A 21,048-nucleotide genomic window follows, 5' to 3' on the forward strand; every position below is an offset into this window, starting at 1 on the left:
GCTGCCGTTCAGATGTTGCTGCCGTTCAGATGTTGCTGCCGTTCAGATGTTTCGGGGGCCGCTCGAGCGGCCCCCGCGGAAGCCGGCGACCCGGGGCGAGGTGCGCCCCGGGTGTCCCCGGGTGTCCCCGGGTGTCCCCGGGCGCCGGCAGCCTACTGCGCGGCGTGAACGCCACAGTGACTCTCCGCCCACGAAGGCCACGTGGCCGGAGTACTGTGCCCTGCGGGACGAACGAGTGGGCCACGAGGTTCCCGCAGCCGGTGCCACACCGCCCCGTAGCCGCGCCGGCTGCGCCCGAATCGTCCCGGTGCCGCCCGCCCGCCACGATCGGGCCACCCCTTTACGCSCCGGCAACCGCGGCGGAACACCACCCGAGCCACCCCGACCCCATCACACAACATCACCACAATGATTCCGGAATGCGCCGGGCGTCCGCCGCCGGGACCCCGGTGACGCTCCGACCTCGACCCCGCACCCGGAGCACCGCAACAGAGGAGGTTCGGACGTTCGACAGGGCCGCAACTGGGGAACATTGCCTTCAGCGCGGGCCATCCGGGCGGGACGGACMGACCCATCCCAACGACAACAATCGCCCATGCGATGGTCGCGGGCAGTTCACACAGAGGTGTCGCCAATCGCCACGTACAGGGCGGACCATTGAGGTGTGGTTCGTCTGGATAAGGTCGTCATGATGATCGGACGTTCAGTAGGCCGGGTTGTCGTCTCCGATGTGACACCGACCGTCTCGTGTGGCCAGTGGCCGGCGCGGGCGGTCGCGGGCGAAATTCTCACCGTCGGTGCAACGGTGTTCCGCGAGGGTCATGACCTCATCGGCGCGAACGTCGTGCTGTCAGGTCCCGACGGGCAGGGAACTCCGTTCATCCGGATGCGCTCCGCCGGCCCCGGTACCGACCGTTATGAGGCGGAGATCACCGCCGGGACCGAAGGCCTGTGGGGATATCGGGTCGAGGCGTGGGCCGATCCGGTCGCCACCTGGCGGCACGGTATTGCCCTCAAGGTCGGCGCGGGCCAGAGCACGGACGAACTCGCGGTGGACTTCGAGGACGGTGCGCGCCTGCTGCTGCGGGCCCTGCCCGCAGTCCCCGAACCGCGCCGGGCGGAGATCGCTCTCGCCGTGGCCGCGCTGCGCGACGACGACTGCACCGACCCCCGCGACCGGATCGCCGCGGCCCTCGATCMCCAGCTGGTGAGCCTGCTGGACGCCTGTCCGCTGCGCGAACTGGTGACCCGCTCACCGCTGTACCGGCTGTGGGTGGATCGTCGGCGCGCCCTCTACGGCAGCTGGTACGAGATGTTCCCGCGCTCGGAGGGCGCGAGCCTCGACCCGCCCCGGTCCGGGACCTTCCTCACCGCGGCCGAACGCCTGCCCGCGGTCGCGGCGATGGGCTTCGACGTGGTGTACCTGCCGCCGATCCATCCGATCGGCGAGGTCAACCGCAAGGGTCCCAACAACACCCTCACCCCCGGTCCGACGGACCCCGGCTCGCCGTGGGCCATCGGCAGCGAACACGGCGGCCACGACGCCGTGCATCCCGACCTCGGCACGATCGACGACTTCGACCTGTTCGTCGCCCGGGCACGCTCGCTGGGCATGGAGATCGCGCTGGACCTCGCCCTGCAGTGCGCGCCGGACCATCCATGGGCGAAGCATCACCCGGAGTGGTTCGTCGTGCGTAGTGACGGCTCCATCGCCTACGCGGAGAATCCGCCGAAGAAGTACCAGGACATCTATCCGCTGAACTTCGACGCCGACCCGACCGGGCTCTATCAGGAGATCCTGCGCGTCGTCCGGTACTGGACTGCACACGGAGTACGAATCTTCCGTGTCGATAATCCGCATACAAAGCCCGTCGAGTTCTGGGAATGGCTCATCGCCCAGGTGAAGTCGACCGAACCAGATGTGCTCTTCCTCGCGGAGGCATTCACCCGGCCGGCGATGATGCACACGCTCGCCAAGGTCGGTTTCACCCAGTCATATACCTATTTCACCTGGCGCAACACGAAGTGGGAGCTCGAGAAGTACGCGCGCGAACTGGTGTCGGCCGCGCACTACATGCGGCCGAACTTCTTCGTCAACACCCCGGACATCCTGCCGGAGTACCTGCAGCACGGCGGCCCGGCGGCGTTCCGGATCCGGGCGGTGCTCGCTGCGACGCTGTCACCGACCTGGGGCGTCTACTCCGGGTACGAGTTGCGCGAGAACACCMCGGTCCGACCGGGCAGCGAGGAGTACCTGGACTCCGAGAAGTACCAGTACCGGCCACGCGACTGGGMCGCGGCGGAGCGTGCGGGCCAGTCGCTCGCGCCGTACCTGACCAGACTCAACCAGATCCRCCGTGCCCACCCCGCCCTGCAGTGGTTGCGCAACCTGCACTTCCACCATGCCGACGGGGACGAGATCATGGTCTTCTCCAAGCGGGTGGACTCCCTGCGGGCGGACGGCACGGATCCCGGGGACACGGCCGCCGCCGACACCGTGCTCATCGTCGTCAACCTCGACCCGCACGCTCCCCGGGAGACCACCGTGCGGCTCGACATGCCGGCCCTCGGCCTCGGCTGGGAAGACTCCTTCGAGGTCACCGATGAGATCACTGGTGCCACCTACGCGTGGGGCAAGCAGAACTACGTGCGGCTGGACCCGGCGGTCGAGCCCGCGCACGTCTTCGCTGTGYGGGCCCGGTCGTGATGGATTCTGAGCCTCTCAGCGAACCGATCGGMGACCACACCCCCGGCCCGGCCCCCGCCATGCCGGTCGGGGGGACTTTACGCGACCCACACTGGTTCAAGCGAGCCGTGTTCTACGAGGTGCTCATCCGCGGCTTCGCGGACTCCAACGGCGACGGCACGGGGGACATTCGCGGCCTGATCTCCAGGCTCGACTACCTGGAGTGGCTCGGTGTCGACTGTCTGTGGCTGCTACCGATCTACTCCTCGCCGTTGCGTGACGGCGGCTACGACATCAGTGACTACTTTCAGATCCTGCCGGAATTCGGTGACCTCGGCGACTTCGTTAGCCTGGTTGACGAGGCCCACCGCCGGGGCAYCCGGATCATCGCGGATCTGGTGATGAACCACACCTCGGACGCCCATCCCTGGTTCCAGGCGTCCCGCTCCGACCCCGACGGGCCGTTCGGGGACTTCTACGTCTGGTCCGACAGCGACGAGCTGTACCCGGACGCCCGGATCATCTTCGTGGACACCGAGAAGTCGAACTGGTCGTGGGATCCGGTCCGCGGTCAGTACTACTGGCACCGTTTCTTCTCCCACCAGCCCGACCTGAACTATGACAACCCCGAGGTCCAGGAGGCGATGCTGGAGGTTCTGCGCTTCTGGCTCGATCTCGGCATCGACGGGTTCCGGCTCGACGCGGTCCCCTACCTCTATGTCCGGGAGAACACCAACGGCGAGAACCTGCCGGAGACCCACGAGTACCTCAAGCGGGTCCGCAAGGAGGTCGACGCCAAGTACGCCGACCGGGTGCTGCTCGCCGAGGCAAACCAGTGGCCCTCCGACGTCGTCGAGTACTTCGGCAACGACGACGAGTGCCACATGGCGTTCCACTTCCCGTTGATGCCGCGCATCTTCATGGCGGTCCGGCGGGAGTCCCGCTACCCAATCTCGGAAATTCTTGCTCAGACACCCCAGATCCCGCCGAACTGCCAGTGGGGCATCTTCCTGCGCAACCACGACGAGCTGACGCTCGAAATGGTGACCGACGAGGAACGGGACTACATGTGGGCCGAATACGCGAAAGATCCGCGTATGAAAGCCAACATCGGCATTCGTCGCCGGCTGGCGCCGCTGCTGGACAACAGCCGTGACCAGATGGAGCTGTWCACCGCGCTCCTGCTCTCGCTGCCCGGCTCGCCAGTGCTGTACTACGGCGACGAGATCGGGATGGGCGACAACATCTACCTGGGCGACCGGGACAGCGTCCGGACTCCGATGCAGTGGTCACCGGATCGTAACGCCGGTTTCTCCACCGCGGACCCGGCCCGACTGTACCTTCCCCTGATCATGGATCCGGTCTACGGTTATCAGGCCCTGAACGTCGAGGCCGGACAGCGCATGCCGACCTCGTTCCTGGCCTGGACCAAGCGGATGATCGAGGTACGCAAGCGTCATCCGGTCTTCGGGCTCGGCGACTACACCGAGCTCGGCGCGTCCAATCCCTCGATCTTCGCCTTCGTCCGCGAGTTCGGCGACGACCGGGTCCTGTGCGTCGCGAATCTGTCCCGCTTCGCCCAGCCGGTGGAGCTCGATCTGCGTCGTTTCGAGGGAATGGTTCCGGTGGAGCTGCTCGGCCGGGTGCACTTCCCGCCGATCGGCGAGCTTCCCTACCTGCTGACACTGCCAGGTCACGGACATTACTGGTTCGCGGTGACCAGACCGGGGGAATTCACCCCCTAGCCGCGTTGGGCGGACCGGGGCAACGGAGGCCGTCGGGGCGGTCGGGCAAGGAACAGCCAAGGAGCACTGGAACCGCCTGAACGACGTGCGGCCCGGCCCGGGTCGGGCAAAAGGCTGCTATGGAGGCAGTGGACGTTAGGTTAGCTGGCATAATGATCGTTGAGGACGGGCACCGGGAGGTCGATGATGGGTGACCACCACGCGGAACTGACCGGCCTGTTGCGCGAGTGGCTCCCCCGGCAGCGCTGGTTCGCCGGGAAGGGCAGATCCGGGGGCGGCCTGCGGATCCGTCACGACGTCATGGTCTTCGAACCGCTACGGCTGCTCGTCGTTGACGTCGACTACGACCACGGTCCGTCGGACCATTACCAGGTTCCGGTGGTCATCCGCTCGGACGCGCCCTTCGGCCACGAGGGCTTCCTGATCGGCGAGAGTGCCGGCGGCCTGGTCTACGACGGCCTGCACGACCCCGATGGCAGCTCGGCCCTGCTGAGTTTCCTCCGCCGGTCGACACACCGCGACGGCCTCGTCGCCGAGGCGCTGGAACCACTGGACATCCTGCCCGCCCACGCCGTCGGCGCCGAGCAGTCCAACACCTCGATCGTCTACGGCGACGCCTACATCCTCAAGGTGTTCCGGCGGCTCTGGCCGGGCGTCAACCCCGATCTGGAGGTGACCCGGGCGCTGGCGGAGGCGGGCAGCACACACGTGGCCCGCCCCGTCGCCTGGTACTCCGGCCGTGTCGACGGGACACCGACCACCTTCGGATTCCTCCAGGAGTACCTGCGCAGCGGTACCGAGGGCTGGCGACTGGCGCTGGCCAGCGTGCGCGACCTGTACGCCGAGGCCGACCTGCACGCCGACGAGGTCGGCGGCGACTTCGCCGCGGAGGCCGAGCGGCTGGGTACCGCCACCGCCGAGGTGCACGCCGACCTCGCCCGGACGCTGCCGACGAGGCCCGCGACCGCCGATGCCCTGCGCTCCCTGGTGACCTACCTGCATGGCCGGCTGGATGCGGCGGTCGAGGCCGTCGCCGAGCTGCGTCCCTTCGAGGCGGCGATCCGCAAGAGCTACGACGAGGTGACGGGGGCGTCGGCGCAGGCCGTCCATCCCCGGCCCTTCCAACGGCTACACGGCGATCTGCACCTGGGTCAGGTCCTGCGGGTCGACTCGGGCTGGGTGCTGTTCGACTTCGAGGGGGAGCCAGTCCGCCCGGTCGCCGACCGTGTGGGGCTGGAATCGCCGCTGCGCGACGTCGCCGGGATGCTGCGCTCGTTCGACTACGCGGCCCRGTCGATGCTGCTCGAACGCGGTGACGAGCCGTCGTTGGCCTACCGCGCCCAGGAGTGGGCAGATCGCAACCGGGAGGCGTTCTGCCGGGGCTACGGTGCCGCGGCCGGCCGCGATCCTCGTGCGGATGCCGTGGTGCTGCGTGCGTTCGAGCTCGACAAGGCCGTGTACGAGATCCTGTACGAGGCCCGCCACCGACCGGGGTGGATCGGGATCCCGCTGTCCTCGGTGGAACGACTGACCCGGTCCAGCCCGTCGGCGGGGTAAGCCACGGCCCGGCCCGGGCCGTGGCGGCCGCCCGGCAGCGGTGCCGGCACCCGGACGCGGATCAGCCAGAAGACCCGACAGAAGACCCGAAAAATCACCGCGCAGAGAGGCAGGGGTGTCCCAGTGAACAACGGCGACGTCAACAACGGCACGGCGCGGACGGGACGCCTGGCCACCGGGCTCGCCCCCGACCGACCGAACCCCCGAGGGGCGGCCACCGCCGTCCGCAACGGCGGTGGCCGGGTGGCGCTGGCGGACCGCGACGCATCGTCCGCCAGCGCCCAGCCTGGACAGACCGCCGACGATCCCGCCGTGCCATCGGCCCCACCATCGGCCCCACCATCGGCCCTGCCCGCAGACCCGCCCGCGGTTGCGCCCGCGGTCTCGGTCGACCTGCCCTACGACGACCTGGAGCGGTTGGTCAGCGGGGCGCATCACGACCCGCACGCGCTGCTCGGGGCGCACCCGCATCCCGGGAGCGACGCCACGGTCGTCCGGGTGCTGCGCCCCGATGCGAGGGCCGTGACCGTCCTCGTCGGGCCGGCCCGCTACCCGGCCACCCGGCTGCACAGCGGCGGGGTGTTCGGAGTGGCCGTGCCGGGAATGCTGCCCGACTACCGCATCGAGGTGACCTACCCGGACGGCCCGTACCTCATCGACGACCCCTACCGGCACCTGCCCACCCTCGGTGAGATGGACCTCCATCTGATCATCGAGGGCCGGCACGAACAGCTCTGGAAGGTGCTCGGGGCGCATCCGCGCGCGCTGACGACGCCGGGCGGCGCCACAGTCACCGGGGTCAGCTTCGCCGTGTGGGCCCCCTCCGCGCGGGGAGTGCGGCTCGTCGGCGATTTCGACTTCTGGGACGGGCGTGCCTTCCCGATGCGCTCGCTCGGCCGCTCCGGGATCTGGGAGCTGTTCGTCCCCGGCGCCGGCACCGGCGCCCGGTACAAGTACGAGATCCTCGGCTTCGACGGGATCTGGCGGCAGAAGGCGGATCCGCTGGCGTTCCACACCGAGGTGCCGCCGGCCACCGCGAGCGTGGTGTTCGCCTCCGACTTCACCTGGAACGACGGCGCGTGGCTCGACCGGCGGGCCCGGACGGCCTGGCGCACCGAGCCGGTGAGCGTCTACGAGGTCCACCTGGGCTCCTGGCGGCGCGGGTTGTCCTATCGGGAGCTCGCTGAGGAACTGACCGCGTACGTCGTCGAGAACGGCTTCACCCACGTGGAGATGCTGCCCGTGGCCGAGCATCCCTTCGGCGGCTCCTGGGGCTACCAGGTGTCGGCCTACTACGCCCCGACGGCCCGCTTCGGCAGCCCCGACGAGTTCCGCCACCTTGTGGACACGCTGCACCGCGCCGGCATCGGGGTGATCGTCGACTGGGTGCCGGCGCACTTCCCCCGGGACACCTGGGCGCTGGGMCGCTTCGACGGCACCCCCCTGTACGAACATCCCGATCCACGCCGCGGTGAACAGCCCGACTGGGGTACCTACGTCTTCGATCTGGGCCGCCCCGAGGTACGCAACTTCCTCGTGGCAAACGCCCTGTACTGGTTCGAGGAATTCCACATCGACGGGCTACGCGTCGACGCGGTCGCCTCGATGCTGTACCTCGACTACTCCCGGCCGGAGGGCGGCTGGCTGCCCAACATCCACGGCGGCCGGGAAAACCTCGACGCCGTCTCGTTCCTGCAGGAGACCAACGCCACCGTCTACCGCCGTTTCCCGGGCGCAATGATGATCGCGGAGGAGTCGACCGCGTGGCCCGGGGTCACCCGCCCCACCCACCTCGGCGGCCTGGGCTTCGGCTTCAAATGGAACATGGGGTGGATGCACGACACCCTCGACTACAACTCCCGGCTGCCGATCCACCGCATGTACCACCACCATCAGATGACCTTTTCGATGGTGTACGCCTACTCGGAGAACTTCATCCTGCCGTTCAGCCACGACGAGGTGGTCCACGGCAAAGGTTCACTGCTACGCAAGATGCCCGGCGACCGCTGGGCACAGCTCGCGAACCTGCGGGCGCTGCTCGCCTACATGTGGGCGCATCCCGGCAAGAAGCTGCTCTTCATGGGCTGCGAGTTCGCCCAGGACAACGAGTGGAACGAGTCCGCGTCCCTCGAATGGCCCCTGCTGGACGATCCCGCCCACGCCGGTGTCGCGGACCTCGTGCGCGACCTGAACGGTCTCTACCGGACGGTCCCGGCCCTGTACCAACACGACGCCGACCCGGCGGGCTTCTCCTGGATCGACGCGAACGACGCGGAGAACAACGTCTTCTCGTTCCTGCGGTGGTCGGGCGAGGACCCGGCGGGCGGCGTGCTGGCCTGCGTCACCAACTTCGCCGGCATCGGGCACGAGGGCTACCGCATCGGGCTGCCGTTCCCCGGCCGCTGGCGCGAGATACTCAACACCGACGGGTACCGCTACGGCGGCGGCAACATCGGCAATCTCGGCTCGGTCCAGGCTGTCGAGGAGCCGCATCACGGTCTCGACGCCTCAGCAACCCTGACGCTGCCGCCTCTCGGGGCCATCTGGCTCTCCCCCGCCTAGTGCCTTCCCCCGCACGGCGGCTTCGCCGCAGTGCGGGGACCCCTGGCCCAGGGCGCCGTACGGGGCCTCCGTCAGCTCGCCTTCGGCGACCCTCCTGGGATAGCCTCCTGGGATAGCCATCGGGGCTTCGCCGCAGTGCGGGGACCCCTGGCCCAGGGCGCCGTACGGGGCCTCCGTCAGCTCGCCTTCGGCGACCCTCCTGGGATAGCCTCCTGGGATAGCCATCGGGGCTTCGCCGCAGTGCGGGGACCCCTGGCCCAGGGCGCCGTACGGGGCCTCCGTCAGCTCGCCTTCAGCCGGTGAATGTGGGGATCTGAGCACGGTCCGCGGTCCCTGGACCGTGCACTGGCTCCCCACAACTCGACTGCCGCGTCCTCAGAAGAGAGCGGCTGCCAGGGAGCGTCGAGCCGGGGCCACCGCGGGCTCCTCGTCACCCAACGCCTGGAACAGCCCGACGAGGTGCGCTCGGACCCTTTCCCGCTCCGGTCCCGCCGTCCGGCGGACGACCTCGACGAGACCAGCGAGGGCCCCGGCCACGTCTCCCTGCGCGATGCCCAGGTCGGCCGCGGCAACCGCGGCCTCGACGTCGTCCGGATTCGCCACCAGCCGGTTGCGGACGTCCACCGGATCGTACCCATGCACCCGGCGCAGCAGTTCGGCCCGCGCGAGCCCGGTCAGGGCCTCGGGATCCGCGGGCGCCTCGGTGAGCCGGATGCGGTAGGACTCGACCGCGGTGTCGAAGTCGCCACGGGCAAGCGCCGCCTCGGCCGCCGCCACATGTGGGTCACGGGCGGGGCCGCCCGCGGCTGCCGCGCCCGGGACTGCGCCCATCGCCTCGCCGACCAGGGAGAGCAGCTGATCGAGCCAGCTCCGCACCTCCCGTTCGGGCACGGCGCCGGTGAACTCTCCGATGATCCGCCCGCCGATCACCGCCTTCACCGCGGGGATGCCCTGCACGTCGGCGGCCTGCGCGAGGCCCGGGTTCGCGTCGACGTCGATCTTGGCGAGGATCCACCGGCCGCCGTCCGCCGCGGCGAGCTTCTCCAGGATCGGGCTGAGCTGCTTGCACGGGCCGCACCAGGAGGCCCAGAAGTCCAGCACTACGGGAACCTGCATCGACCGGCTGACCACGTCGGTGGCGAAGCTCGCCTCGGTGACGTCGATGACCACGGGCCCGGCTGGCGCGCCGGGACGGGCGTCCGGCGCGGCCGTGGCGGCGCTGCTGGCGGGGGGAGGCGGGGTCGCCGGCTTGGGGTCGAGCGGGACGGCGCCGGCGAGGCGCAGACCGCCGAGGCTTTCGGGCAGACGTCCCGCGCCTCCCGCACCGCGCGGCGATCTGGATGGGACTGGTGGCCTACGTTGCATGCCTCCATCGTGGCATCTGGTCGCGGTCAGTGGGCTCGGCACCGGACGACTTTTCCGGTCCTCATGTCCGCCTCGCCCGGGGTCGGACACAGACGCCCAATCCGGGCCGGCGGGCCGCGGGCCGCGGGCCGTTGCCCGCCGGCCGCGGTCAACGATCAGTGGCGTCCGCGCCGGTCTCGCCCCCGGCCAGCAACCGGTCGATCGCGGCGACCTTCGTGTGCAGAGCGTCGGTGACTCCCGGGCGAAGATCGGCCTTCAGCACCAGACTCACCCGGCCAGCACGGGCCGAGACCGCCTCGGTGGCCCGGCGGACGACGTCCATCACCTCGTCCCACTCGCCTTCGATCGTGGTGAACATGGCGGTCGTCTCATGGGGCAGCCCACTGGCCCGCACTATCCGGACCGCCTCGGCGACCAGATCCGCGACCCCCTCGCCCTGACCGATGGGCGTGACACTGAAGGCAACAAGCATGCGGTCAGACTTATCACGACAGTCCGCTCACCGCGCATCGAACAACGCAGGGCCACTACCCTGCTACGCCGACGCACCGAGGTCGTCGGTAAGCTATTTGCATGTCACGAAACGTCGCCAGAAAACCGGCCGGCGATCCAGTTGAGYAAACCCGGAACAACGGTCTCTGACGGTACGCCCTACCATTGCCCGCCGTGGGGTGGAAGAAGACGGATAATGAGGCGTAGGTGGGGTCACGCATCTTGCTCGACGCGCTGACGGACCTGGCTGTGGTCGTCGGCACGGATGGTCGTGTCACCGACATGGGTGCCGCCGCCCGTGCCTTCCTCGGTGACCGGGTTCCCCGCGTCCCCCATCTGCGCGATCTTGTCGACGTCGTCGATCCCGCGTTCCGCCTCGCTCTCGGTGAGGCGGTGACGGCCGCGCTGGGGCGGACCGGGCAGTGGCGTGGCTCGGTGGGACTCGTCGACCTGGCCGGGGCCACCGTGCCCCATCACGTGACGGTCCGGGTCGACCCGGAGGGCGGGCTGGTCGTCGTCGCTCGGGACACCAGCGACCAGCGCGCCCGCGAGGTCGCCGAGAACGAGTCACGGGCCAAGGACGAACTGATCGCCCGGCTCGGCCACGAACTGCGGACCCCGCTGAACGCCATGCTGGGCTTCGCGCAGCTGCTGGAACTCGAACCGCTCACCCCCGACCTCCACGACGACGTCGAGCGGATCATCACCGGTGGCCGCCACATGCAGGCGTTGATCGATGACGTGCTGGACCTGGCCAGGCTCCGCGCGGGCCGGGGGGACATCAACAAGGGGCCGGTCAACGTCCTCGACATCGTCCAGGGCGTGGTGGAGCTCGTCGAACCGCTCGCGGCGCAGCGCAGCATCCGGCGGGTGATCCATCCGGCGCTGCCGCTCGTCGCCGACGCGGACCGCCGCCGCCTGTGGCAGGTCCTGCTCAACCTTGTCGGTAACGCGCTGAAGTACGGCCGGGAGGGCGGCAGCGTGCGCGTCGGCATCGTGCCCATCACCGGCTCGCGGATCCGTATCGAGGTCGAGGACGACGGCGCGGGGCTCTCCCCCCGGGCGATCGACCGACTGTTCCGGCCCTTCGAGCGCCTCGGCGCCGAGCGCAGCGGAATCGAGGGCAGCGGGCTGGGCCTCGCGCTGTCCCACGCCCTGGTCACGGCGATGGGCGGGGTGCTTACCGTCGCCAGCCGGTACGGCGTGGGAAGCGTGTTCGCCGTCGTGCTCGACGCGGTCGACCTGCGTTTCGAGGATCTCGATGATGACAGCGGGTTCGTGGGCAGTTACGGTGGCCTCCCAGGTCGCTCCGGCGAGTCCGGCACGGTCACCCTCGGCCGTCCTCCCACACCCGGCGGCCTGCGGGTCGTGCACGTCAGTGGCGATCCCGCCCTGCGTTCCCTGGTCGCCGAGACCCTCACCGATTTCCTGGCTGCGGACACCGTGACCGTTCCCCGCGCCGGTCTCGCCCTCGACGCGGTGCGGGGGGCCCGGCCGGCGTTCATCCTGCTCGACCGGGACCTGCCCGACACGACCGCGGCCGAGCTGCTCGCCCAGCTCGCGGCGGACCCGACCGCCGGCGTCATCCCGGCCCTGGTCCTCAGCGAGGACACCGACCCCCGCGAGCGGGCGTACCTGCGCCGAGCCGGCGCCGTGGACGTCCTGAAGATCCCGCTGGATCCCGGCGCCCTAGTCGCCGCGGCAGCCGCGCTCACCACCGCGATGACCGCCCCGAGCTGACCTGACCGGGCCGCCCCGAACGGCGCCTGATGCGGGGAAGAGCTCGAAGTCCAGAAAGTCGAAGYCAGGCGCCACCACGCAGCCGACCAGGACGTGCTGTCCATCGCGCGGGACCGCGGTCTGCCATTCGCCGGCCGGCACGACGAGCTGCGGCGCTTGGCCCGCGGCCAGATCGGGCCCGAGGATCCGCCGGTCGGCGGCGACCGGCGCCCGGCCCGGCCCGCCGAGAGTGAGATCGAGGGCCCCGCCGCCCTGCCAGAGCCAGATCTCGGCCGAGGCCACCCGATGCCAGCCGGACACCTCTCCCGGACGCAGCAGGAACAGGATGGACGTCATGACGGGGCGCCTGCCGCCATGTGCGTCGATCTGGTCGGGACTGGCCCAGGTCCGGCGGTACCAGCCGCCCTCGGGATGTTCTTCGAGACCAAGCTCCCGCACCAGGTCGTCGGCCAGCGTCGCGGGGTCGTCGATGCGGGTCATCGCGGGAGCCTCCCCGAGGCCTGCCGTCACGCCGGAACGCGCAGCACCAAGGCGTCTCCCTGGCCGCCGCCGCCGCAGAGACCGGCGGCCCCGATCCCGCCGCCGCGGCGCTTCAGCTCGTTGGCCAGGGTCAGGGCGATCCGGGCACCGGAGGCTCCGACGGGGTGACCGATCGCGATCGCGCCGCCGTTGACGTTGGTGATCTCCGGGCCGATCMCGAGGTCGCGCATGGACTGGATCGCGACCGCGGCGAAGGCCTCGTTGATCTCGACGAGGTCGAGATCGGCCGGGGTGAGCCGCTCCTTGGCCAGCGCCGCGAGGATGGCGCGCGAGGGCTGGGACTGCAGGGAGGTGTCCGGACCGGCCACGAAGCCGTGGTGACCGACCTCCGCGAGGATCGGCAGGCCGAGCTGTTCGGCCTTCGCCCGGCTCGCCACGATGACGGCGGCGGCGCCGTCGGAGATCGGCGACGACGAACCCGCGGTGATCGTGCCGTTGCCGTCGAAGGCCGGCCGCAGCTTCGCGAGCACCTCGACGGTGGTGTCGGGACGCACGCTCTCGTCCTGGTTGACGACCAGCGGCTCGCCGCGGCGCTGCGGCACCGCGACCGGGACGATCTCGTCGTCGAACAGCCCGTTCTTGGTGGCGGCGGYGGCCCGCTGATGCGACTGGGCGCCGAACTCGTCCTGCTCGGCCCGGCCGATGCCAAGCCCCGCGTTGTACCGCTCGGTGCTCGCCCCCATCGCGATCTGGTCGAAGGCGCAGAACAGCGCGTCGTGCTCGGTGGCGTCGAGCAGCTCGGCCCGGCCGTACTTCACCCCGGAGCGCAGCGAGCGCAGCAGGTGCGGGCCGCCGGTCATGGACTCCATCCCACCGGCGACGACGAGGTCGAACTCCCCGCTGGAGATGTACGTGTCGGCCAGGGCGATCGCGTCGAGGCCGGACAGGCAGACCTTGTTGATCGTGATGGCGGGCACCGACAGCGGGATGCCGGCGGYGACCGCCGCCTGCCGGGCGGTGATCTGACCCGCACCGGCCTGGATCACATGCCCCATGATCACATAATCGACCGCGTCGCCGGACAGGCCGGCCCGCGCGAGGGCACCCGAGATCGCGATGCCACCGAGATCCGTCGCGGTGAAGCTCTTCAGCCCGCCCGACAGTTTCCCGAACGGTGTCCGCACTCCGGCCACGATCACGGAACCAGGCATGGATGCCTCCTCATCTCCAGGAAGATCTTCGGACCGGGACGGCGCCGGCATGCGGCATGCGGCATGCGGTGACGTCGTCTCGTGGCGACGGCCTCGAGAACGGCCGTTGCTGATATAATAGCCTGGTCACGTCTGAGATTCCCGGCCGCGATTCTGGCCTCTCAGGGACAAGCGCACCCAGCCGGACCGGCGGGACGGCCAGGAGAAGCGGACCGTCCTGACAGGGACCGTCRGGACAGCTGGCCGCAGGCTGCCACGAACGGCGAGGTGGCCGGGTCCGCCGGCAGGCGTACCTGGTCGGACCGGCTGTCTTGGGCGGCCAGGCCCTCCGGGGTCAGCGCCAGGATGGTCGTGGCCACGGTGAACAGCGAACCGTCGGTCGAGGTCCCGCTGTTGATCCGCAGGGCCCGGTCCATGCAGCGGAACCCGGCGCCGACGTTGCCCTGAACTCCGGCGGCGAGGGTGAGCTGAGCCGGCAGGGAGACGGAGGCCAGCGTGTCGAGACTGGCGTAGCGCACCAGCGCGTAGTTGTCCATCCCGCTCCTCGACGTGGTCTGCACCAGGATCTCGCCGAACCCGTTGGCGTCGATGTCGACGACCGTGTAGTGCAGGGGCACCACGATCGCGCCCAGGTCGACCTGCCCGACAGTTCCGTCCCGGGAGAACACGACCTCGAGTTTGCTCCCGGTCGCCCGCACCTGGTCGGAACGGCCGTCGCCGTCGACGTCGCCCGCCACCGCCGGCTTCACGACGGCCGTCGGCAGCTGAGGGCTGTCCTGGGTCACCGTCGTCGGACTGGCTGACGAACCGGCCGTGACGGGCGGGGAGGACACGCTGGTGCTCGGGAGGGCGGTCGGCGGGGTAGTCGCCGACCAGGTCGCCGCTCCCCCTCCGGACCCACCGCCGGCCCTGGCAGAACGGCCGGTGCCGCCGGTCGAGGGCGCGACGGGTGTCCGGCTCGGCCCCGTCACGGGTGCGGTCACGAGCGGCGGGACGGCTGGCTCGACGAGCTCGTTGCTCGACGGAGGGGGCCGCAGCGCCACCACGGCGAGCCCGATGAGCGCGGCCATGACCATCCCGGCCGCCGTCATCAGCGGCAGACGCCACCGGCGCCGACGGTCGATCCCGGCACGGATCTGCCGGTAAGCGTCCGGCGAGGGCCGGATGGGCTCCACCGCCTCGGTGAGCAGGCGGGCGAGCTCCTCCGGTTCCAGACCACTCACCGCAGGCCCTCCAGCTTGCCGCTCAACGCCGACAGCCCCCGGGAGGTGTACGCCTTGACGGAACCGACACTGCAGCCCATCACCGCCGCGGCGTCCGCCTCGGACATGTCGGCGTAGTACCGCAGCACCACCGCCTCCCGCTGCCGGCGGGGCAGCTCGCGCAGCGCCTGGATGACCGCCGCCCGTTCGACGAGGGAGTAGGYGCCCTCCTCGGCGCTCGCGGCGTCGGGCATCGGCTTGGGAGCGTGTTTGAGAGCGACGAGTCGACGACGCAGTGTCGAACGTGCGAGGTTGACGACGGTCTGCCTGAGGTAGGCCAAGGCCTTGTCCCGGTCCTGGAGCCGCCCCCAGGCCGCGTGGACGCGGATGTAGGCGTCCTGCACAACCTCCTCGCAGAGGCCGAGATCGTCAAGTAGTAACGCTGCAAGACGAACCAATGACCGATAGTGTTCGGAATACAACGCGGTCAGGGCGGCATCGGCGTCCCGCGCGACATCGCTACGGGCGGCGTCGCTCCGTGCAGGCACGGGCCGCCACCCTTCCACGACAGTCATGGGCGCGATCACACCCAGTTGGACGCGTACCGAGCACTCGAAGTTGTCCCAAAAGTTCTATCGCGTCGCGCACGAAACAGACAGCCTCCACATCCCGCGACCCCGCCTCCCACCTATGGGTAACATCTGCCGTCTATCCGCCACCAGCACCAGCGTCCTACGGAGGCCGACCGTGAAGGACATTCTCGAAGCGATCATTGCCCAGAGCCCTCCGTCGCCCGCCCGGCGGGCGGAGTTCGCATCCCTCCCGGTCCCCGAGTCCTACCGCGCCGTGGTCGTGCGCCGGGACGAAATCGGGATGTTCGAGGGCATGCCGTCCCGGGACAAGGACCCCCGCCGCTCCCTGCACGTAGACGACGTGCYGACCCCCGAGCTCGGTCCCGGCGAAGCCCTCATCGCGGTCATGGCCTCCTCCGTGAACTACAACACGRTCTGGACGTCGATCTTCGAGCCGATCCACACCTTCAACTTCCTCGAGCGCTACGGYCGAACCTCTCCGCTTGCATCCCGTCACAACCAGCCTTACCACGTTGTCGGCTCGGATCTGGCCGGAGTTGTGCTACGGACAGGGCCTGGCGTACAGGCCTGGTCCCCCGGGGACGAGGTCGTCGCCCACTGTCTGTCCGTGGAACTTGAGCGTCCCGACGGCCACAACGACACGATGCTGGATCCCGAGCAACGAATCTGGGGATTTGAGACGAATTTTGGCGGACTCGCCGAGCTCGCCCTGGTCAAGACCAACCAGCTCATGCCGAAACCCGCGCACCTGACCTGGGAGGAGGCGGCCGCACCCGGTCTGGTCAACTCGACCGCGTACCGCCAGCTGGTCTCGGTCAACGGCGCGAACATGAAGCAGGGCGACGTCGTTCTCGTCTGGGGCGCGTCCGGGGGCCTGGGCTCCTACGCCACCCAACTCGTGCTACGCGGCGGGGCCATCCCGGTCTGCATCGTCTCCTCGCCGGAAAAAGCCGACATATGCCGCTCCCTCGGCGCAGAGCTGATCATCGACCGCGCCGCCGAGGCCTATCAGTTCTGGAGTGACGAACACACCCAGAACCCCCGGGAATGGCAGCGGTTCGGCAAGCGCATCCGCGAGCTCACCGGCGGCGACGACCCCGACATCGTCCTCGAACACCCGGGCCGGGAAACCTTCGGCGCCTCCGTCTATGTGACCCGCCGCGGCGGAACTATCGCCACCTGCGCCTCCACCAGCGGTTTCCAGCACGAGTACGACAACCGGTACCTGTGGATGAATCTCAAGCGCATCGTCGGCTCGCACTTCGCCAACTACCGGGAGGCCTGGGAAGCCAACCGACTCATCATGCGCGGGATGATCCATCCGACCCTGTCCCGGGTCTACCCGCTTACCGAAACGGGGCAGGCCGCCTACGACGTGCACCGCAACCTCCACCAAGGGAAGGTGGGCGTGCTGTGTCTCGCCCCGGCCGAGGGGCTGGGTGTCCGCGACGAGGCACTCCGCTCCCGCCACCTGACCGCAATCAACCGGTTCCGCGGCGTATAAACCCGGAAATCGGCCAGGTCGACAGCCGGCTCCCCTCACGCTCGCATTGACCGTCTGAGATGCTGAGGTCCTATGACCGAACACACCGATCTCATCCCAATGGCCGGCGAGACCGACGGGCCCCCCGCCTTTGATCTGGTGCGCCGTGGCTACGACCCCAATCAGGTCACCCATCACGTGAACTGGCTCGTCGAGCAGCTACGCGAGGCCGAGGCGCACCGGGCGGCGGCGGAGGCGGCCGCGTCGGAGGCTGCGACCGAGGCGGCCCGGGTACGCGACGATCTGGCCGCCAACCGTCCCGCCTGGGAGGAGTTCGGTGGCCGCGTTACCCAGATCCTCCAGCTCGCCGAGGAGGAGGCGGCCACCGTTCGGGCTGAACGCACCCGGGAGGCCGATGCCCAACTCGAGGAGGCCCGCCGGATCGTCACCGAGGCCGAGCAGACCCGGGAGAAAACCCTGCGCGACGCCGACGAGCAGGCCGCGGCCATCGTCTCGACGGCCCGCGCGGAGGCCGAACGGATCGTCGAGGTCGCTCGGGCCGCGGCCGCGCAGGCCGAGGACGACTCGAAGCGTCGGCTGGCCGACCTCGAACGCCAACGCGAACAGGTGACCTCGCAGCTTGCCACCCTGCGTGACCAGGTGACGGCCCAGCTGGGCGCGCTGCGCGACAAGCTGACCGCCGCCTCCGCGTCGATCGCCTCCATCGAGGCACCGCCGCCTGAGGAGCGTAAGGCGCTCGGCAGCGAGCCGAACGCGTTGCCCGCGTCGGCGGCCTCCCGCGGGGTCTAGCCCGCACGGGAGACCGTCGTCTCGTGGGGTCAGCCGTCACGGACGCGCGGCCGGGCCGCTCGGCATCGGCGTTCCCAACACGGCCGGTGCCAGTGTCGACGGTCCTCGATCCGCTCGGGCGGCCAGACCACCACGTGAGCGGCGCCCGGAGTGATCTCATAATCACAACCGGGACACCGGTAGACCTTGGTGGTCGCCGCGCCGCTCGTCGGTCGCACACCCACTCACCGTCCCGCAGGACGACGACCGGATCCGGCATCCACCAGCCGACCGGGTGCCCGCGCTGCGCATCCGACGGCCGGGCCCGGCGTCGGCGCGCCTTCCTCGTCACCGCCCGCGAGCGGGTCTGCCCGATGCCCGGAACCGATCCCGCCGGGTGCGGGAACCCGAACCCGGGGTATCGCCGGCCGGCGGGCCCGCGACCCACTCGCCCCGGTCCACCACCTCGCCGTCAACGATCCGAGGCCGGTCATCCGCCGCCGGTCCGGCCGAGGAGGCCGTCGTGCGCCCGCCCGTCCCCGCCCCGAACCTCTCGCCCGTCCACCGCACCCGCCCGCCGACCCGCTCGAAGCCGGCCATCACGAGCGAGCGGGCGAGCTTGGCCTTGCGCACGGCCCCCGCCGGACTCGCCAGGGCGGACGACGCACCGATGAGCAGCTGGAAGCCGCGATCGCTGCCACGCCAGTGCTCACGCAGGATCGGCTCCCCGGCTCCGACGGCCAGCCGCCGGAAGGCGAACGCGATGACCGCGACGTCGTCGAGCTGACCCACCACCGGAATCGCGTTGGTCAGCCGGTTCTTCGGCGACACGAGGTACGCGAGCGCCGCGGCGGCCTCCACCTTCGCGGACTGCGGGACCCGCGGATCGGCGACGACCCGCCGCAGCAGCTGGACCAGATCGGGAAGGAACATCGTGACTTCCCGACTGAACGCTCGCACGGCGTCCCTGTCGAGCACGACCATCGCCGCTCCAGCCTCCTCCCGCGCGAATCGGGATTTCCCGCCGACCGTCGACATCCTAGTCCGCGCGGACAGAAGCGATCTTGTTCTCGGCGTGACGGGTGGGCTCAGCGCGGCGGGTGGTCGAGGAACCCCCGGCCGGTCTTGCGTCCCAGGAACCCAGCCCGGACCAGCTGTTCGAGCAGGGGTGCCGGGGCGTAGCCGGGCTCGCGGAACTGCGCGTACAACGAGCGCGTGATCGCGAGCGTGACATCGAGGCCGACGACGTCGGCGAGCGCGAAGGGGCCCAGCGGATGRCCGCAACCGACCGTCATCGCCGTGTCAACGTCCTCGATCGTCGCATAGTGCGCCTGGAGCATCTTCACTGCGTCGTTGAGATAGGGAAACAGCAGCGCGTTGACGATGAACCCCGCCCGGTCGGCGCAGAGCACCGGATGCCGCCCGGCCGCTCGGGACAGCGCCAGGACCGTGGCTGTCACGTCGTCGCCGGTGAGAACCGTGGGCACCACCTCGATCAGCTTCATCGCCGGGGCCGGGTTGAACCAGTGCATACCGATGACGTCCCGCGGCCGGCTGGTGGCCATGGCGCACTCGATGACCGGCAACGAGGACGTGGTGGTCGCCAGCACGGCGCCGGGCGCCGCGATCTTGTCCAGGTCGGCGAACAGCTCCCGCTTCACCGCCAGGTCCTCCACCACCGCCTCAAGCAGCAGCTCGCAGTGGCCGAGCTCACCCAGATCGGTCGTGCCGCGCACCCGGGCCAGAGCCGCCAGCCGGTCGGCGTCGGACAGCCGCCCCCTGGCCACCGACGCCGCCAACGACGACTCGATCTTCGCGAGGGTGGCGGCGAGGGTGYGCTCGCTCCGGGCCCGCAGGAGGACGTCGTGCCCGGACCGGGCCAGCACCTCCGCGATGCCACCCGCCATCGTGCCGCTCCCCACGACGCCGACCGAGCGCACCGGGCGGCCCCGCCCCAGGCGGTCGGCGAGCGGATCGACCGCGTCGACCACCTCGGAGGAGTCCGGTGCCGCGTAGGTGTAGAAACCACGACCGGTCTTGCGGCCGAGCAGGCCCGCGCGCACGAGCTGGCTCAGCAGCGGTGCCGGAGCGTGCAGGTGGTCACGGGACTGCCGGTACATCGAGTTGAGAATCTCGTGGGCGGCGTCCAGACCGATCAGATCGAGCAGGGCGAGCGGGCCCATCGGATGCCCGCACCCGAGCCGCATGGCCGCGTCAATGTCCTCCCGGGCCGCATACCGGGCCTCGAGCATGCGCACGGCGTTGTTGAGATAACCGAACAGCAGCGCGTTGACGATGAAGCCCGCCCGGTCCTCCGCGACGACCGCGGTCTTCCCCACGTCGTTGACCAGGCCGATCACCCCGGCCAGCACGGTCGGGTCGGTGACGACCGTGCGTACGACCTCCACCAGGCGCATCACCGGCGCCGGATTGAACCAGTGGGTGCCGAGCACCCGTTCCGGGCGGGCGGTGCCCGCCGCGAGTTCCGTTACCGACAGGGAGCTGGTGTTCGTCAGGAAGACGGTGGCCGGGGGGCAGATCTCGTCGAGTCGGGCGAAAAGCGCCTGTTTGGCGCTCATTCGTTCGTCGATCGCCTCGATCACCAGCTCGCAGTCGGCGACCGCCGCGAGCTCGGTGCCGAGACGCATGCGGGCCAGCACGGCCTCCCTGGTCGCGTCGTCGAGCTTGCCGTGGCGGCCCGCGCGGTCGAGGGAGTGCTCGACCCGGGCCCGGCTGCGGGCGAGCGCGTCGGYGTCACGCGCGATGCCGACGACCTCCAGACCGGCCTTCGCCAGCACCTCGGCGATGCCCGCGCCCATGGTGCCGAGCCCCACCACCCCGACCCGGCGGTGTCTCACCGCCTCGTCCCGGCTGTTCTCCGGCTTCTTCTCCTGGTTCGCGTTCTCCTGGTTCGCGGCCGGCCCCGTTCCCGATGTGGTTCCCGATACGGGCCTCTCGATCATGCCCAGGCTCCTCTACTTCGGCGCACGGGCCCCGGGCGACGGGTGGGCGTCGCGGGCCGGGCGGTGTCAGACGGCGAACGCCGCGATCCTCCCATATTCTCGAGACGCCGGCCCATGATCGCACTACGGGAACGGACCGGCCGCCGGACGGGGAAGCCGGACGGGCGGCCGTCGCAGGTT

At 70.2% G+C, this 21,048-nt stretch carries 15 protein-coding genes; 7 read left to right on the forward strand and 8 right to left on the reverse strand.

Going from position 1 to position 21,048, the window contains the following annotated elements; all coding sequences use genetic code 11:
• Nucleotides 1-688: 688 nt before the first annotated feature.
• From CcI156_RS14405 to glgB, 4 genes are all read left to right on the forward strand, one after another.
• Complete coding sequence (locus CcI156_RS14405; protein WP_076806270.1) at nucleotides 689-2,707, forward strand: alpha-1,4-glucan--maltose-1-phosphate maltosyltransferase; 2,019 nt, start codon at nucleotides 689-691, stop codon at nucleotides 2,705-2,707.
• Between the two features lie 59 nt (nucleotides 2,708-2,766).
• On the forward strand, nucleotides 2,767-4,431 hold the full coding sequence (gene treS, locus CcI156_RS14410) for a maltose alpha-D-glucosyltransferase (protein WP_076806268.1): 1,665 nt from the start codon (nucleotides 2,767-2,769) through the stop codon (nucleotides 4,429-4,431).
• Nucleotides 4,432-4,617: 186 nt separating this feature from the next.
• Nucleotides 4,618-5,988: an aminoglycoside phosphotransferase gene (locus tag CcI156_RS14415; protein ID WP_076806232.1), complete on the forward strand. Its 1,371-nt coding sequence runs from the start codon at nucleotides 4,618-4,620 to the stop codon at nucleotides 5,986-5,988.
• Between the two features lie 123 nt (nucleotides 5,989-6,111).
• Nucleotides 6,112-8,550 (forward strand): 1,4-alpha-glucan branching protein GlgB, encoded by a 2,439-nt coding sequence (gene glgB / locus CcI156_RS14420; RefSeq protein ID WP_011438057.1) that lies wholly within the window; start codon nucleotides 6,112-6,114, stop codon nucleotides 8,548-8,550.
• A 375-nt stretch (nucleotides 8,551-8,925) separates the two neighbouring features.
• On the opposite strand, the gene CcI156_RS14425 is transcribed toward glgB, so the two are convergent.
• Both CcI156_RS14425 and CcI156_RS14430 read right to left on the reverse strand, forming a co-directional pair.
• Nucleotides 8,926-9,915, reverse strand: coding sequence for a tetratricopeptide repeat protein (locus CcI156_RS14425; protein ID WP_011438059.1), 990 nt, complete (start codon nucleotides 9,913-9,915; stop codon nucleotides 8,926-8,928).
• 148 nt (nucleotides 9,916-10,063) lie between these two features.
• Nucleotides 10,064-10,387: an MTH1187 family thiamine-binding protein gene (locus CcI156_RS14430; protein WP_011438060.1), complete on the reverse strand. Its 324-nt coding sequence runs from the start codon at nucleotides 10,385-10,387 to the stop codon at nucleotides 10,064-10,066.
• A gap of 227 nt (nucleotides 10,388-10,614) precedes the next feature.
• Between CcI156_RS14430 and CcI156_RS14435 the strand changes: the two genes are divergently transcribed.
• Nucleotides 10,615-12,147, forward strand: a complete 1,533-nt coding sequence (locus CcI156_RS14435) for a HAMP domain-containing sensor histidine kinase (protein ID WP_011438061.1) — start codon at nucleotides 10,615-10,617, stop codon at nucleotides 12,145-12,147.
• Here CcI156_RS14435 and CcI156_RS14440 read toward each other — a convergent pair.
• The 4 genes from CcI156_RS14440 to CcI156_RS14455 form a co-directional block, all read right to left on the reverse strand.
• Entirely contained in the window at nucleotides 12,097-12,627 is a 531-nt protein-coding gene (locus CcI156_RS14440; protein ID WP_076806272.1) for a cupin domain-containing protein, read from the reverse strand. The genes CcI156_RS14435 and CcI156_RS14440 overlap by 51 nt on opposite strands.
• A 26-nt stretch (nucleotides 12,628-12,653) precedes the next feature.
• On the reverse strand, nucleotides 12,654-13,838 hold the full coding sequence (locus CcI156_RS14445) for an acetyl-CoA C-acetyltransferase (RefSeq protein WP_076806234.1): 1,185 nt from the start codon (nucleotides 13,836-13,838) through the stop codon (nucleotides 12,654-12,656).
• 161 nt (nucleotides 13,839-13,999) lie between these two features.
• Nucleotides 14,000-15,061 carry a VCBS repeat-containing protein gene (locus CcI156_RS14450; protein ID WP_254847434.1) on the reverse strand — a complete coding sequence of 354 codons (1,062 nt, stop codon included), beginning with the start codon at nucleotides 15,059-15,061 and terminating at the stop codon, nucleotides 14,000-14,002.
• Entirely contained in the window at nucleotides 15,058-15,615 is a 558-nt protein-coding gene (locus CcI156_RS14455; RefSeq protein WP_076806235.1) for a SigE family RNA polymerase sigma factor, read from the reverse strand. Before CcI156_RS14455 ends, CcI156_RS14450 begins: the two co-directional genes overlap by 4 nt.
• A gap of 172 nt (nucleotides 15,616-15,787) precedes the next feature.
• On the opposite strand from CcI156_RS14455, the gene ccrA reads away from it, so the two are divergent.
• Both ccrA and CcI156_RS14465 read left to right on the forward strand, forming a co-directional pair.
• A complete protein-coding gene (gene ccrA / locus CcI156_RS14460) occupies nucleotides 15,788-17,137 on the forward strand; it encodes a crotonyl-CoA carboxylase/reductase (RefSeq protein WP_076806274.1) in 1,350 nt (449 codons plus the stop codon).
• 72 nt (nucleotides 17,138-17,209) lie between these two features.
• Nucleotides 17,210-17,926, forward strand: a complete 717-nt coding sequence (locus CcI156_RS14465; RefSeq protein WP_011438067.1) for a sugar-binding protein — start codon at nucleotides 17,210-17,212, stop codon at nucleotides 17,924-17,926.
• A gap of 327 nt (nucleotides 17,927-18,253) precedes the next feature.
• Here the strand turns inward: CcI156_RS14465 and CcI156_RS14475 are convergent, their stop codons facing one another.
• Both CcI156_RS14475 and CcI156_RS14480 read right to left on the reverse strand, forming a co-directional pair.
• Nucleotides 18,254-18,889 carry a YkvA family protein gene (locus CcI156_RS14475; RefSeq protein WP_011438069.1) on the reverse strand — a complete coding sequence of 212 codons (636 nt, stop codon included), beginning with the start codon at nucleotides 18,887-18,889 and terminating at the stop codon, nucleotides 18,254-18,256.
• Nucleotides 18,890-18,993: 104 nt separating this feature from the next.
• Entirely contained in the window at nucleotides 18,994-20,868 is a 1,875-nt protein-coding gene (locus CcI156_RS14480; RefSeq protein WP_076806237.1) for a 3-hydroxybutyryl-CoA dehydrogenase, read from the reverse strand.
• Between the last annotated feature and the right edge of the window lie 180 nt (nucleotides 20,869-21,048).

The sequence above is a fragment of the Frankia sp. CcI156 genome, from assembly GCF_001983015.1.
GTDB lineage: Bacteria > Actinomycetota > Actinomycetes > Frankiales > Frankiaceae > Frankia > Frankia casuarinae.